The organism is Arthrobacter castelli DSM 16402 (assembly GCF_000430705.1).
Taxonomy (GTDB): domain Bacteria; phylum Actinomycetota; class Actinomycetes; order Actinomycetales; family Micrococcaceae; genus Arthrobacter_C; species Arthrobacter_C castelli.
The window spans coordinates 183,171-197,423 of sequence record NZ_AUMN01000009.1 but is presented as its reverse complement, the minus strand read 5'-3'; the positions used below and the strand labels follow the sequence as shown (position 1 = coordinate 197,423).

The following is a 14,253-nucleotide window of genomic DNA, read 5'->3' as shown; positions in this document are numbered from 1 at the left end:
CAAGATGAGATTTCCACAGGCATTGTGCCTGGGAGGCCCCCAGCCAGACCACTGGGTTGATAGGCCGGACGTGGAAGCAAGGACTAAAGACTTGTGAAGCTGACCGGTACTAATAGGCCGACAACTTACACCACACCACCCCCCTCTCTTTGTGGGTTGGTGGTGTTCAAACCCAAGTATGCTCATGCGTCCACTATGTGGTTCCCGACCAACAAACCCGGCCGGGAACACACTTGATAAACGAATATTGATTGTCACCACCAAGTCGTGACACCACAAGATTTCCCCCACCACCGACACCCGAGCCCGTTGCGGGCGGGTGCGTGGGGCCAGGGGAGGAAGTGTTACGGCGGTCATAGCGTGGGGGAAACGCCCGGTCCCATTCCGAACCCGGAAGCTAAGACCCACAGCGCCGATGGTACTGCACCCGAAAGAGTGTGGGAGAGTAGGACGCCGCCGGACCCAAACCACAGGGGTGGGCCCGCACCCGACCGACACAAACAACCGGTCGAGGGTGCGGGCCCACACCCGTTTAAACACCCCAAGCACAAGCGACCCCGCGCCCGCCGTGCCCCGGTGGACAGAGAGATCGCCCCGGCGAAACAACGCGCCAGCACCCCCACCACCTCACAACCAGGCGGCGGCATCCTTGAGATGGGCCCGATATCCGGCAAGCTCATCCACTATGTCCCGCGCCGTCTGGCCGCCACCGGTCAGGGCCGCAGCCTGGCCTGCGTATACCGGAGCCGTGTCTGCATTGTCGTCGGCGCGGGCAGCACGCATTTGTTCGGTGATGCCGGAACCCTGCCTGATCTTCTCCTCCAGCTCGTCCTCACGTCCCGCCCACTGGCTGGTAAACGCATTGCTCAATGCCCTGCCGCCAAACTGCGGCGGCCAGTTGAGCTGTTGGGCGAGGTCGAACGCGCGGCTATAGACAGTATCGTCGACACCAGCTGCGCCGATCCGGTCCTTGAATGGCCCGGACATCACCGATTCGGCGGCGGTGGTGAACCGCGTGCCAACCCATACGCCCGCGGCACCTGCCGCAAGTGCGGCCGCTACGCCTCGGGCCGTGGCGATGCCCCCGGCGGCGAGCACGGGTGTCGATGTGGCTTCCAAGGCCAGCTGCAGCAGTGGGAGCGTGCCGGCGTCGTTCCTCCCATGCCCACCTGCCTCGGCGCCCCGGACGACAATGACATCAACTTCGTAGTCCAGTGCCTGTTGCAAGTCTGCCTGATTGCCGATCTGCACAGCCGTCTTCGCTCCGGACTGCCGCACCATGGCCAGCGCTGTCCCGGGATCGCCAAAACTGACGGAAACCAGTGACGGCCGGTACTGCAGTATGTGGTGCAGCGGATCCAAGCTGTCCTGTAGAGCCCAAGCCATCACGCCTGCGCCCCAGGCCGGGCCAGCTGCCGCTGCGGTGCCGATGTGCCGGTCAATCCATTCCTTGGTTGCGGACGCGCCAACGCCCACCATGCCCAGGCCGCCCGCCGCGGATACGGCCGCGGCCAGATGTCCGCCTGCCGCGCCGGCCATGGGGGCGTTCACGATGGGGTGCCGGGTTCCAAAGGCGTTCGAAAGGTAGCTGTGGTTCATGACGCCACTGTATGGCGTAAAAGTTAGACTCGGCAGATGAGCGACATCTTCTCGCACGCCGGCAGCCCTGCCCCGTCCGGAGAACCGCTGCCTGCCGTCGTCGTCCGGGCCACGCTGGCCGCCGGTGTGGAAGAGGCATTTTCCGGCTGGACGGAGCACATCCGTCTGTGGTGGCCGGTCGCCGAATACAGCGTCTCGGGTGATGGCGCGATAGTCGAGTTTGAAGCGGCCGAACTTGTCGAAACGTCTGAAGGTGACCAGATGATCAGCTGGGGGTCGGTGGTTTCGTGGAATCCGCCGACGTCGTTATCCATCAGTTGGCATCCGGGCGGAAGCGCCCTGCAAGCAACGGATCTTGTGGTTGCCTTCGCTGCGCCCGCGCCGGGAGAGGCCGGCGGAACCCAGGTAACGCTGACCCATGCGGGGTGGGAACGGCTTCCCGATCCGGAGGCGGCGAGGGCAGACTACGAGGAACGTTGGCCGCGGGTGCTGGAGCGCTTCGTGCGGTTTATGGGAGGCCCGGCGTAGGGCGCTAAACTGTACTGGGCGCTTTGCCCGCAAGATATACACATTTCCATAGGGACGAGCGGCCGGGGCCGGATAGCTCATCGCCGAGAGGATACTGACATGGCTGAAGATGGTCGCAACAGACCGCGGCGGGACGGCAACAGAGCGCAGCCTGCGGGTAAAGCTGATGGACGCGGCGGTCCGCCCCGTAAACCCCAACGCCAGGATCGTCAGCCAAGTGGCGGAGATCGGCGCGGGGGGCAGGCTCGTGGTGGCGCGCAGGCCCCCGGATCCGGCGGTGAGCGGTCGGAACGCACCCACAATCCACGGGATCTGCGCAGCTCAAACCGGCAGGACCGCGAACGTTCGCCCGAGATCGACCCCGAAGTCACCGGCAAGGAGCTGGACAAGGTGACCAGGGCGCAGCTGCGGAACCTGGAAGAGCGCAATGCCGACTGGGTTTCCCGGCACCTGGTGATGGCCGGGCGACTGATTGACGAGGACCCGGAGCTGGCTTTCGAACACGCATTGGCTGCCAGCCGGCGCGGTGGCCGCATGGCATTGGTACGGGAAGCCGTCGGGCTGACCGCGTACGCCGCCGGACGTTATGGCGAGGCATTGCGTGAGTTCCGCACGTTCCGCAGGATCACCGGCTCCCATGAGCATTTGCCGGTGATGGTCGACTGCGAACGGGGTCTGGGACGCCCGGAGAAGGCACTCGAGGCAGCCCGGGCGGATGAAGCCCGGGAACTGGATACGGCCGGGAAGGTCGAACTGGCGATCGTTGTCTCCGGCGCGCGGGCCGATTTAAACCAGGTTGAGGCGGCAGTGACGGCGTTGGAAATCCCGCAACTGGACCGGAAACGGGCCTATTCTTTCAGCCCCCGGCTCTTCCGGGCCTATGCTGACGCGTTGGAGAATGCCGGCCGGGAGCAGCAAGCCGCCTCATGGCGCCGGACGGCAAATATCGCTGAAGAAGCGCTCGGAACAGGAGACTTCGCTGATCCGGACATCGTCGATTTGAGCGGTGACGAAGAGGATGCAGCCGGACCGGACACCGCCCGTGAGTCCTGAGGCCTTGATCAATGGCTACGACGCCGTGCTTGCCGACCTGGATGGGGTGGTCTACACCGGACCCGAGCCGATCGACGGGGCCATCGAATCGCTCCTGAAGCTGTCCGAATACAACGTCTCGCTGGGATATGTGACCAACAACGCCTCGCGCACCCCGCAGGCAGTGGCCGAGCAGCTTTCCTCGCTCGGCGCACCGGCCACGCCGGACCAGGTGGTGACGTCGGCGCAGGCGGGCGCGCGTTTACTGGCCGGACGTCTGGAACCGGGAAGCCGGGTTCTGGTGGCCGGCAGCGCCGCGCTTGTTGCGGAAGTTGAGCAGGCCGGCCTGTCGGTGGTGCGGTCGGCTGATGACTCTCCCGCCGCCGTCGTGCAGGGCTTTGATCCCGGGCTGGGCTGGCAGATCCTGGCCGAGGCATCTTACGCCGTCGCTGCCGGCGCATGGTGGGTGGCGACCAATACCGACATGACGCTGCCCAGGGACCGCGGAATAGCGCCGGGTAACGGCGCAATGGTCGCCGCAGTCCAGGTCGCCGTCGGCGGGGCACCGGTGGTGGCCGGCAAGCCCGAGGCGCCGCTGTTCCATGCCGCGGCTGAACGACTGGGGGCGGAGCGGCCGCTGATCGTGGGGGACCGGTTGAACACAGACATTCTTGGCGGCACCAACGCCGGCATGGATACGGCCGCGGTGCTGACCGGCATCGACACATTGGAAACTATCCTCGCCGCCCGTAGTGCTGAACGCCCGCATTATCTGCTGGCTGACCTGCGTGGATTGTATGAACCGTATCCGGAGACTGTCCGGGAGGGTGCCCTGTATCGCTGCCGGCAGTCGAGCGCGAAGGTTTCGGGCGGCGAGGTGCGGATTTCCGGCGCCCGCGATGATCTGGACACTTGGCGCGCCGCGTGTGCCGCGTGGTGGGCAGCGACTCCCGACGCTGACGAAGCCACCGTGCCGGTGCTGGTGGAGTGACCTGCCGATTGCCGGCTTGAGGGTGGTGCTGGTGGACCGGCCGGGCTCCGCACTTGTCCGGTGAGTATGCGTCAATAGACTGGAGTGGAACCCCGCGGACAAGGCGCCGCCCGGAAAGTCAGGAGCACACTCATGGCCGAACTCGTTGCAGAACAGCTGGTCCGACAATTGCAGGAAGCCGGTGTCAAGCGGATCTACGGCATCGTTGGTGACAGTCTCAATCCGATCGTCGACGCTGTACGGCAGACCGGTGGCTCCAGGAAGGGCGGCATCGATTGGGTCCACGTCCGGCATGAGGAAGCGGCAGCGTTTGCCGCCGCGTCCGAGGCACAGCTGACGGGTGAACTGGCGGTATGCGCCGGATCGTGCGGTCCGGGGAACCTGCATCTGATCAACGGCTTGTATGATGCCAACCGGACCGGCGCGCCCGTCCTGGCTATTGCTTCGCACATTCCCAGCGCGCAAATCGGTACCGGCTTCTTCCAGGAAACGCATCCGGACCGGCTCTTCAACGAGTGCTCGGTGTACTCGGAAATGGTCAGTACCGCACAGCAATCGCCGCGGGTGGTGAACAGCGCCATCCGCCACGCCGTGGCCCTGCAGGGGGTCAGTGTGGTGACGCTGCCGGGCGACGTGGCCGACTTGGAAGTCGCTGCCCGGGCGCCATCCTGCACACCGTTCCAGCGGGCCGACGTCGTCCCTGCCCGGGAATCCGTGCAGCAACTGGCCGATGCGGTCAACAAGGCAGAAAAGGTCGCCATCTTCGCCGGCGTCGGCGTCGAGGGTGCGCACGACGAAGTGGTGGCCCTCGCAGGCAAAATCGCCGCGCCCGTGGGCCACTCCCTGCGGGGCAAGGACTTCATTCAACATGACAACCCGTATGACATCGGCATGACCGGATTGCTGGGGTACGGCGCTGCCGCGGAGGGGATCGAGGATGCCGACCTGCTGATCCTGCTCGGTACGGACTTCCCATACGACCAGTTCCTCCCGGATACGCCCACCGCGCAGATCGACCGTGCCCCCGAGCACCTGGGGCGGCGCACCGACGTCGGCATTGCGGTCCACGGAGACGTGCTCGCGACCTTGAATGCGCTGGATCCGCTGGTGAAGCCCAAGAAGAACCGCAAGTTCCTGGACCGGATGTTGAAGAAGCATGACCGGCTGATGAACAAGGCCGTCGGTGCCTACACGCGCCGGGCCGACAAACTGGTGCCGATCCATCCCGAGTATGCGGCGTCGCTGCTGGATGAGGTCGCCGCGAACGATGCGATTTTCACGGCAGACACGGGAATGTGCAATGTGTGGACGGCGCGCTACATCAATCCGCTGGGGACCCGGCGAATTATTGCCTCCTACCTACATGGGTCCATGGCCAATGCGCTGCCACATGCCATCGGCGCGCAGATGGCATACCCTGACCGGCAGGTGGTGTCGGTCTCCGGCGACGGTGGCCTGTCGATGCTGATGGGTGAACTGCTGACCGTGAAGACCTATGATCTGCCGTTGAATGTGGTGGTGTTCAATAATTCCAGCCTTGGCATGGTGAAACTGGAGATGCTCGTCGATGGGCTGCCCGATCACGGGGTCGACGTGCCTGAGACCAGCTACGCGGATATTGCCAAGGCGATGGGTTTCCACGTCCAGCGAGTTACCGATCCGAAGAAAATCGAATCGGCGTACCGCGAGGCGTTCAAACACAAGGGGCCCTCGCTGGTGGAGGTCGTCACCGATCCGAATGCTCTGTCCATACCGCCGAAGATCACCGGCGAGCAGGTCTTTGGGTTTGCGACGGCGATTTCCAAGGTGGTGCTGAATAAGGGCGCCGGCGAGGCGGTCAGCATGGCACGAAGCAACTGGAGGAACGTACCGCGCGGGTAGTTTCCACGCACCGGTCACTCCGGCCAAGCGGAACCGCGGACAACTTCCACGAAGTCTCCGCGCCGGAAGCCCGGGACGAAGTGGGCGAGCACATCGGCCTTGACGTTGCCGAACGTGGTCTCCGGGCGGTCCTTTATTCCCTGCGTGAAGGCCTCAAGAATCTGGTTCTTGAAATCCGGGCGGGGGTGGGCTTCCACTGCGGCGTTGCGCTGCTCATCGGTGATCGCGTCATAGCCGATCCCGAGAACGTCGAGCTCCACGCCGCGGGTCACCAGGGCGACTTCGGCGGACATGTGCAACGGGATCTCCGGCGTCGTGTGCAGGGCGATGCCGGCCCAGACTTTGTCCGCCTCTTCGCCGTCGATCCCATACTCCGCAAGGAACCGGCGGGCTTCGTCGGCAGCATCGATTTCGAAGCGTTGATCCGTGCGGCCGTACTTCCCGGTGAGCCCAAGATCATGGAACATCGTCCCGACGTACAGCAGTTCGGGATCATAGTCCAAGCCCTGCTTCTGCCCGCGCAGCGAGCCGAAAACGAACACGCGCCGGGAATGATGGAAGATGAGCGGCGTGGCGGCGTCACGGACGAGCTCCGTTGCGTCCTTGGCCATCTTGCTGTCGGGAATCCGGATGTCTGCAATAGTTTCGGTCATTGAGGTGGTGCCTCTCATCGGTCTGGTTCTTAAAGTGTCCACTTCTCATAGTGCCGGATAGAGGTAACGTGGGGACATGTCTTTTCTGCCGCGTCTCCATCAATTTCGGACATGACTCACCGCATTGGGATGTTCGTCTTCGATGGGATGACGCTGCTCGACGCCAGCGGCCCGGCCGAGGTGTTCCACTTGGCCGATCCCGCACGGCAAAAGTACGAGCTTACCTTCGTATCGGTCGACGGCGGACCGGTCACTTCCTCCTCCGGAATCGAGTTGTCGCGGACCGTTGCGGCAACCGAGGCCGGGCCGTTGGATACATTGCTGGTGGCGGGAGGGGAGAACCTCATTGACGCTCAACTCGGTTCCGAACTCCTGCGTGCTGTTGAACTCCTGGGGGAGGAAGCGCAGCGGATCGCATCCGTTTGCACGGGGGCCTTTGTCCTGGCGGAACTTGGATACCTCGATGGGCGAAGGGCGACCACGCATTGGCGTCATGCCAGTACATTGGCACTGCGCTATCCCCGCATCACAGTCGAACCGGACGTGATTCACATTCGCGATGGCCGCTTCCTGACGTCGGCGGGGATCAGCGCCGGGATCGACTTGGCTCTGGCAATGGTTGAAGATGATATTGGAGTGGCTACTGCCCGGAACGTCGCCCGCGAGCTGGTCATGTTCATGCAGCGGCCGGGAGGGCAAAGCCAGTATTCGACGGCGCTGAGCCAACCGCAGGTTCGCAGTGGACTCCTGCGCAGTGTCATGGAGTCTGTCGTTGCCGACCCTGCCGATCATACGATTGGGTCGATGGCGTCGGCCATGAGCGTGAGCGTGCGTCATTTGAACCGGATGTTCCACGCTGAGGTGGGAGTCTCACCGGCGCGTTGGTTGGAGCAGGTCAGAGTCGATGCGGCTAAATCATTCATCCTCGAGGGACATCCCCTGACGCACGTGGCCCAGCAGTGCGGCCTGGGGAGCGATGAAACCCTCCGCCGGGCTTTTGCCCGGCATGTAGGCACGACGCCGACAGCCTTTCGCGATCGTTTTGCTACAACGGGGCGGGACCGGGGCCACGCATCGACGGGAGGGAAAGCCGGGGCGGCCTTGTGAGGTCGCTCTTCGGCCTCCGGAGGGCGGTTTCAACGCCTCCGCTTGCGTAATGAGCCTCCGGGGTTCGTTATCGTACCGTTATATTTTGGGGCCTGATTCTTCTAAAACTGTCGGTGCTCGATGGTTGACTATTTTTATGACGGTTCGAGTGGGTGTTGACGACGACGGCGGCGGCCGGCCCGGTGCCGGCGCCGGTGCCAAGGGCCGCAGTGCCTTTGACGACGCCGCTGCGGGTGCCGCTGGTGACGCGGGTGCTGGTGGCGCTGGTGGTGAGTCGGTGTTTGAACCGTTGTTGGTGACGTTGTTTTTGGAACGTGATGTGGTTCGTGGCGCGGGGTTTAAGGACAAGCCGGTGCTGGCTCGGGGCATTATCAACGGGCTGACCCGCCTGGATCCTGAAGCGTTGGATTATCGGCAGGCGGTGGCGTTGCTGGACGAGGCGTCCAAGCTTGTCTCTGCCGCCGAGGCCCTCAAAGCTAAAGCCGTTTCCCGGGTGTGTGCCACGGCCGGGGACCGGGTCGGTGAGGAAGATGTGTTGCCGCCGGCGGGTCCCGATGCTGACCAGTTGGCGTCGATGGTCGCCGAATCGGAGATCGGCACGGTGCTGGATCTGTCCAAGCGGGCAACGGACAAACTCATCGGACACAGTCGCCTGCTCACGACCGGCCTGCCGGTCACCTTGGACGCGCTGGCGCAAGGAACGTTGCATCCGGATCAGGCCGAGGTGATTGCCGATCAGTGCGGGTCCCTGCCGCGTGAGGCGTACCCGGGGTTTGAGGCGGAGATGGTGGGCTTCGCTCCGGGGCGGGCGAGGCACCTGGTCGCGGCGAAGGCACGCAGGGTGCGGGAACGCTCCCACCCGGAGACGATCACCCGCCGTAAGGAAAAAGCCGCCTCCGATCGGACGGTGGTCCTCGAGCCGGTCGAGGACGGGATGTGCTGGTTGAGCATGTATTTACCGGCCGAGGCGGCGGTGGCGGCGTTCAACCGGCTGACCGGCCTGGCCCGGTCGCTGCAGGGACCCGGAGAACCACGTGATCTCGCCCAGTTGCGGGCTGATGTGGCTGCGGACCTGCTCCATACCGGCACTGGCACCGGACTACCCCCAGCGGCCCTGGCCGGCAGTGCCAACGATGGGTTCTACGGTTTGAGGCCGCCACCCGGAACCCCGGACGGCCCCGCCGCACCCGGAATAGCCGGCACACCCGGGGCTGTCGGAACGGTCGGGGCAGTGCCCGGTTCGGCCGGTGGTGCCGGAACACCCGGCGGCGTTGATCCGCCTGCCGGTGGTGATCCGCCGGGTTCGGGTCGGATTCCGAATTATGCCGGGATTAAGGCTGAGGTGCTGGTGGTGGTGCCGGTGTTGACGTTGATGGGGTTATCGGATGAGCCGGCCGATCTGGAAGGGTACGGTCCCATCGATGAGGACACCGCCCGACAGTTGGCCGCGAATGCTCCGTCGTTCAAACGGTTACTGACGCATCCGGAGACGGGGGCGCCGCTGTCGTACGGGCGGGACAGCTATGCGGTGCCGAAAGACTTGCAAAAAATGGCCCGGCTGCGCGACCGCACGTGTCGCGGGTACGGGTGCAACAAAGCCGCCCGCCACTGCGACCTCGACCACACGATCCCCTACCCGACAGGGCAGACCGAACTGACGAATCTGAAACCACTATGCAAACCCGGCCACGCGCTCAAGACCGCGAAACTCTGGCGGGATACCCAGCACCGCGACGGCAGGGTGGACTGGACCTCACCGGCAGGACGCACATACACCAACACCCCCGAAGGCCCGCTACCGGAGATGCGACCCGTCCCCGACATCGCCACCCTGCTCAACAAAGCCAAACACCAGGCAGAAAGCACCGGCAGGGCGGACAACGCACCGGCAAAACCGGCGAAGCCACCCAACGATCCCAACGAGCCCCCGCCGTTCTAGAGCAAGATGATCCGTTCGGCTTGGTGGGGGCGCCGGGCGCCTCCTCGGCCCCGGCCACGGCAGTCAGACTCGTGCTTGGGCGGCATAATTATATGCTGGCAGGCGCACCGATTCATGCACGCACTTCAGTACGGCTCGGGTTCAATTCCAACAGCTGAGTGTAAACCAGAAGGGCATACCAGCCATACTGAAAGTATGCAGTTTTCCGAAGGCTCCGGGGCCGGCGGCTCCAGGAATATCGTCCTGCTCGGTTCCACCGGGTCAATTGGCACTCAGGCGCTCGACGTCGTCGACGGGGCCGATGGCCGCTTCACGGTGGTGGCTCTGGCCGCCGGGGGAGCCAATCTGGAACTGATCGCCAAACAGGCCGTGCGCACCAGGGCCCGGGCGGTCGGCATAGCCCGTGGATCCGAATCCGAGTTGCGCGGTGTCATCGATGCCGCCGCACGTGCCGCGGGTGTCACCGGCTACGCGCCGGAGATACTCGCCGGCGATGACGCCGCTGCCCGGCTGGCAGCCTGGCCGGACGTCGACGTCGTGCTCAATGGCATGACCGGTTCCATCGGGCTGGCGCCGACCATCGCAGCGCTGAAGGCCGGCCATACGCTGGCGCTGGCCAATAAGGAGTCGCTGATTGTCGGCGGCGAACTGGTGACTTCGCTGGCTGCTCCCGGGCAGATCGTGCCGGTCGATTCCGAACATTCCGCGCTGGCACAATGCCTGCGTTCGGGATCCGCCGACGAAATCGAACGGCTCATTGTTACCGCATCCGGTGGTCCGTTCCGGGGCAGGACCCGGGCGGAATTGGCGGACGTCACCCCGGAACAGGCGCTGGCGCATCCCACATGGAATATGGGCCCAATGGTCACCACCAACTCCGCGACGCTGGTGAACAAGGGGCTCGAACTCATCGAGGCGCATCTGCTGTTCGGCATAGAACTGGACCGCATAGAGGCCGTGGTCCACCCGCAGTCGGTGATCCACTCGATGGTGGAGTTCATCGACGGATCGACCATCGCCCAGGCGTCTCCGCCGGACATGCGGCTGCCCATCGCGCTGGGAATGGCCTGGCCGGAGCGGGTACGGGCAGCGGCGAAACCATGCGACTGGACGCAGGCCGCAAGCTGGACGTTCGAGCCGCTGGACCATGAGGCCTTCCCGGCTGTTGAACTGGCCAAGAAGTCGGCTCGGCGAGGCAGCACGTACCCCGCGGTCTATAACGCTGCCAACGAGGAAGCGGTCACCGCCTTCCACGCCGGAGACATCGGATTCCTGGACATTGTCGACACCATCGCCGCGGTGCTGGACGAACATGTGCCGGCTGGTTCCATGACTCTTGAAACGGTGTTGCAGGCCGAGGACTGGGCACGAAAACGGGCCGGGGATCGTTTAGGATCAGGAACCAACCCCGCCGTGCGGGACAACGCTGTGCGGGACAACGCCGCTGTGCGCGACGACGCCGAGCCGCGCAGCACCGGCGGCCAGTAAAGGAAGAATGCGTTGACTGTAGTTCTGTTCATCCTCGGAGTCCTCTTCGTGGTGGTGGGGATCGTCATCTCCATCGCCCTGCACGAGGTGGGCCACCTGGTCCCGGCCAAGCTGTTCAAGGTGCGGGTGATGCAGTACATGATCGGCTTCGGCCCGACCATGTGGTCCCGCAAACGCGGCGAAACCGAGTACGGCATCAAGGCCATCCCCGCCGGCGGCTATGTCTCAATGGTCGGGATGTACCCGCCCGCGGAGCAGGACGGGGACGTGCGGCCCTCCTCGACGGGTATGTTCCAGTCGCTGGCCGACGACGCCCGCAAACTCTCGGCCGAACAACTTCAGCCCGGCGACCAGAACCGGATGTTCTACAAGCTGCCGGTGTATAAGCGGATCATCATCATGCTGGGCGGTCCGTTCATGAACTTGTTGATCGGCGTGCTGCTGTTCGGCGTCGCCATTATGGGATTCGGCACACCGCAGGTCTCCACCACGCTGTCCGAGGTCTACAAGTGCGTGGTCCCGGCCAGCCAGCAGCAGCAAACCGGCCAGCAGGACTGCCTGCCCAACGATCCCCAAGCTCCTGCATCCGCCGCCGGGCTGAAACCTGGCGACACGATCGTCAGCTTCGATGGCCGGCCGGTGGAGAACTGGCAGCAGATGACCGAACGTATCCGGCAGTCCGCCGGCGAGGAAACCCGAATCACCGTGATGCGCAATGGTGAGCGGGTCCGGAGCGAAATCACCCCCTTGCTGACCGAACGCCCCGCCATCGGCGCCGACGGCAGCGCCAAGGTGGATGAGGACGGCGACCCGGTGATGAAAAAGGTCGGGTTCGTCGGGATGGGAGCCCAGGTCGAGCTGGTGCCGCAGCCGGCCACACAGGTGCTGCCCACCGTCGGGGAAAACGTCGGCCGGATTGCCGGCGTCGTCGTCAATTTGCCTGAGCATCTCTACGAGGTGGGGCAGGCTGCCTTCGGCGACGAACCCCGCAACCCGAACGGGCCGATGAGCGTCGTCGGGGTGGGCCGGGTCGCCGGCGAAGTGGCCAGCATGGACGAGATTGCCACCGAGTCCAAGTTCGCCATGTTGTTCCGGCTGATGGCCGGCCTGAATCTGGCGCTGTGCGTCTTCAACCTGATTCCGCTGCTGCCACTGGACGGCGGCCATGTCGCCGGTGCATTGTGGGAAGGATTACGACGGCGGGTGGCCAAGTTGTTCGGGCGCAAGGACCCGGGGCCCTTCGACATCGCCAAGCTGCTGCCACTGACCTACGTGGTGGCGGTGCTGATGCTGGGCATGGGCGCGCTGCTGGTCTATGCCGACATCGTTAAACCGGTCAGTTTGTTCGGATAGCAAGGTGGCTAAGTACTCCTTCCCCCTCCACGCGGCGGTCGGACCGTCCCCGGCACAGTAAGGTGAATTGTATGGGTGTATTTGCCGTTGAGTATGTCTATGACGCGGAGACCGCCGCGGCCCGTGATGAGCATCGCCCGGCGCATCGCCAGTGGTTGCAGGGGCATATCGACACCGGGATGGCGCTGGCCTCGGGGCCGTATGGCGACGGCGCCGGAGCCTTGCTGGTGTTCAAGGCCGACTCCGAGGCCGCGCTGCTGGAGGAGCTGAAACAGGACCCCTACAACCGGGCTGCGCTGGTGTCCGGAATGCGGGTTAAAGAATGGAATCCCATCCTGGGAGTGCTGTCCGACTACGCGGATTAATGCGATCGGGCAGATCACGAGGATAATGGACGATGGCGTATGAAATGCGCCGCTGAAGCAACCACCTATGGAGGCACGTTTTGACCTCGGTCAACTTGGGAATGCCCGAAGCACCCCCGCCCACCTTGGCCCCCCGCCGTAAGACACGGCAGATCAACGTGGGATCGGTCGGAGTCGGCTCGGAATCTCCCATCAGCATCCAGTCGATGACCACCACGGCGACCACTGACATCAACGCCACATTGCAGCAGATCGCAGAGCTGACGGCGTCGGGCTGCGACATTGTCCGGGTGGCCTGCCCCACGGCCGACGATGCCGCGGCGTTGCCGATCATTGCGAAAAAGTCGCAGATTCCGGTGATCGCTGACATCCATTTCCAGCCGAAGTACGTCTACGCCGCGATCGAGGCCGGCTGTGCCGCCGTGCGCGTCAATCCCGGAAATATCCGCAAGTTCGACGACCAGGTCAAGGAAATCTCGCAGGCGGCCAAGGACCACGGCACATCGCTGCGCATTGGCGTCAATGCCGGATCGCTGCATCCGAGCCTGCTGAAGAAGTACGGCAAGGCCACCCCGGAAGCCCTGGTGGAGTCGGCCGTCTGGGAAGCTTCTTTGTTCGAAGAGCACGACTTCCACGACTTCAAAATCTCGGTCAAGCACAACGATCCGGTGGTGATGGTGCGGGCCTACGAGCTGCTGGCGCAGGAGGGCGACTGGCCGTTGCACCTCGGCGTCACCGAGGCGGGTCCTGCCTTCCAGGGAACCATCAAGTCCGCCACAGCCTTCGGCACGCTGCTGTCGCAGGGGATCGGCGACACTATCCGCGTCTCGCTGTCCGCCCCTCCGGTCGAGGAAATCAAGGTCGGCGAACAGATCCTGCAGTCGCTTAATCTGCGGCAGCGGAAGCTGGAAATCGTCTCCTGCCCCTCCTGCGGCCGGGCCCAGGTGGATGTCTACAGTCTCGCCGACGAAGTGACAGCAGGGCTGGAAGGAATGGAAATTCCGCTGCGCGTGGCCGTCATGGGCTGCGTGGTGAACGGCCCCGGAGAAGCGCGCGAAGCCGATCTCGGTGTGGCCTCCGGCAACGGCAAGGGGCAGATCTTTGTCAAGGGCGAGGTCATCAAGACGGTGCCGGAGGACCAGATCGTCGAAACACTGATCGTCGAAGCCAACCGGATTGCCGCGGGGCAGGGCCTCGAAAGCGCCGGAGCAGGTGGACCGCAGGTCAGCGTCGGCTGACGAAACAACTATGTTCGATCCACGATTGGTGACAGACTCTACATAGAAATCGAGGAGAACGACACGTAGGGGTGAGCGG

11 protein-coding genes, 2 rRNA genes and 1 pseudogene are annotated in these 14,253 nt (G+C 64.2%); 12 read left to right on the top strand and 2 right to left on the bottom strand.

Going from position 1 to position 14,253, the window contains the following annotated elements:
- Nucleotides 1-134 (top strand): 23S ribosomal RNA (locus H535_RS0111945); the annotation flags it as partial.
- A gap of 211 nt (nt 135-345) precedes the next feature.
- A 5S ribosomal RNA gene (rrf, locus tag H535_RS0111940) occupies nt 346-462 on the top strand.
- Nucleotides 463-627: 165 nt separating this feature from the next.
- Here the strand turns inward: rrf and H535_RS25050 are convergent.
- On the bottom strand, nt 628-1,599 hold the full coding sequence (locus H535_RS25050) for an NAD(P)H-dependent flavin oxidoreductase (protein WP_035769321.1): 972 nt from the start codon (nt 1,597-1,599) through the stop codon (nt 628-630).
- A gap of 36 nt (nt 1,600-1,635) precedes the next feature.
- Here H535_RS25050 and H535_RS0111930 point away from each other — a divergent pair, with 36 nt between their 5' ends.
- The 4 genes from H535_RS0111930 to H535_RS0111915 all read left to right on the top strand — a co-directional run bounded on the left by H535_RS0111930 (nt 1,636) and on the right by H535_RS0111915 (nt 6,031).
- Nucleotides 1,636-2,127, top strand: coding sequence for an SRPBCC domain-containing protein (locus tag H535_RS0111930; protein ID WP_026819734.1), 492 nt, complete (start codon nt 1,636-1,638; stop codon nt 2,125-2,127).
- Nucleotides 2,128-2,226: 99 nt separating this feature from the next.
- Complete coding sequence (locus H535_RS29945) at nt 2,227-3,180, top strand: tetratricopeptide repeat protein (RefSeq protein ID WP_245580270.1); 954 nt, start codon at nt 2,227-2,229, stop codon at nt 3,178-3,180.
- The gene (locus H535_RS0111920; RefSeq protein WP_026819733.1) at nt 3,170-4,150 is read left to right on the top strand and encodes an HAD-IIA family hydrolase; all 981 of its coding nucleotides are present in this window, start codon (nt 3,170-3,172) and stop codon (nt 4,148-4,150) included. Before H535_RS29945 ends, H535_RS0111920 begins: the two co-directional genes overlap by 11 nt.
- Before the next feature lie 132 nt (nt 4,151-4,282).
- Complete coding sequence (locus tag H535_RS0111915) at nt 4,283-6,031, top strand: pyruvate dehydrogenase (RefSeq protein ID WP_026819732.1); 1,749 nt, start codon at nt 4,283-4,285, stop codon at nt 6,029-6,031.
- Between the two features lie 14 nt (nt 6,032-6,045).
- Here the strand turns inward: H535_RS0111915 and H535_RS0111910 are convergent, their stop codons facing one another.
- Complete coding sequence (locus H535_RS0111910; protein WP_026819731.1) at nt 6,046-6,684, bottom strand: HD domain-containing protein; 639 nt, start codon at nt 6,682-6,684, stop codon at nt 6,046-6,048.
- 111 nt (nt 6,685-6,795) lie between these two features.
- Between H535_RS0111910 and H535_RS0111905 the strand changes: the two genes are divergently transcribed.
- From H535_RS0111905 to ispG, 6 genes and pseudogenes are all read left to right on the top strand, one after another.
- Nucleotides 6,796-7,791, top strand: coding sequence for a GlxA family transcriptional regulator (locus tag H535_RS0111905; protein ID WP_026819730.1), 996 nt, complete (start codon nt 6,796-6,798; stop codon nt 7,789-7,791).
- Between the two features lie 136 nt (nt 7,792-7,927).
- Nucleotides 7,928-9,730, top strand: coding sequence for an HNH endonuclease signature motif containing protein (locus H535_RS29940; protein ID WP_245580269.1), 1,803 nt, complete (start codon nt 7,928-7,930; stop codon nt 9,728-9,730).
- 195 nt (nt 9,731-9,925) lie between these two features.
- Nucleotides 9,926-11,122, top strand: a pseudogene (gene dxr / locus H535_RS25040) (1-deoxy-D-xylulose-5-phosphate reductoisomerase); the annotation flags it as partial.
- Between the two features lie 108 nt (nt 11,123-11,230).
- Nucleotides 11,231-12,571, top strand: coding sequence for a M50 family metallopeptidase (locus H535_RS0111890; RefSeq protein WP_026819728.1), 1,341 nt, complete (start codon nt 11,231-11,233; stop codon nt 12,569-12,571).
- A 71-nt stretch (nt 12,572-12,642) separates the two neighbouring features.
- Nucleotides 12,643-12,936: a YciI family protein gene (locus tag H535_RS0111885; protein WP_026819727.1), complete on the top strand. Its 294-nt coding sequence runs from the start codon at nt 12,643-12,645 to the stop codon at nt 12,934-12,936.
- Nucleotides 12,937-13,016: 80 nt separating this feature from the next.
- On the top strand, nt 13,017-14,174 hold the full coding sequence (gene ispG / locus H535_RS0111880) for a flavodoxin-dependent (E)-4-hydroxy-3-methylbut-2-enyl-diphosphate synthase (RefSeq protein ID WP_026819726.1): 1,158 nt from the start codon (nt 13,017-13,019) through the stop codon (nt 14,172-14,174).
- Nucleotides 14,175-14,253 lie beyond the last annotated feature (79 nt).

Coding starts and splice junctions, on each gene's coding strand:
- H535_RS25050 (WP_035769321.1), bottom strand. CDS start 1,599: ATGAACCACAGCTACCTTTCGAACGCCTTTGGAACCCGGCACCCCATC.
- H535_RS0111930 (WP_026819734.1), top strand. CDS start 1,636: ATGAGCGACATCTTCTCGCACGCCGGCAGCCCTGCCCCGTCCGGAGAA.
- H535_RS29945 (WP_245580270.1), top strand. CDS start 2,227: ATGGCTGAAGATGGTCGCAACAGACCGCGGCGGGACGGCAACAGAGCG.
- H535_RS0111915 (WP_026819732.1), top strand. CDS start 4,283: ATGGCCGAACTCGTTGCAGAACAGCTGGTCCGACAATTGCAGGAAGCC.
- H535_RS0111910 (WP_026819731.1), bottom strand. CDS start 6,684: ATGACCGAAACTATTGCAGACATCCGGATTCCCGACAGCAAGATGGCC.
- H535_RS0111905 (WP_026819730.1), top strand. CDS start 6,796: ATGACTCACCGCATTGGGATGTTCGTCTTCGATGGGATGACGCTGCTC.
- H535_RS29940 (WP_245580269.1), top strand. CDS start 7,928: ATGACGGTTCGAGTGGGTGTTGACGACGACGGCGGCGGCCGGCCCGGT.
- H535_RS0111885 (WP_026819727.1), top strand. CDS start 12,643: ATGGGTGTATTTGCCGTTGAGTATGTCTATGACGCGGAGACCGCCGCG.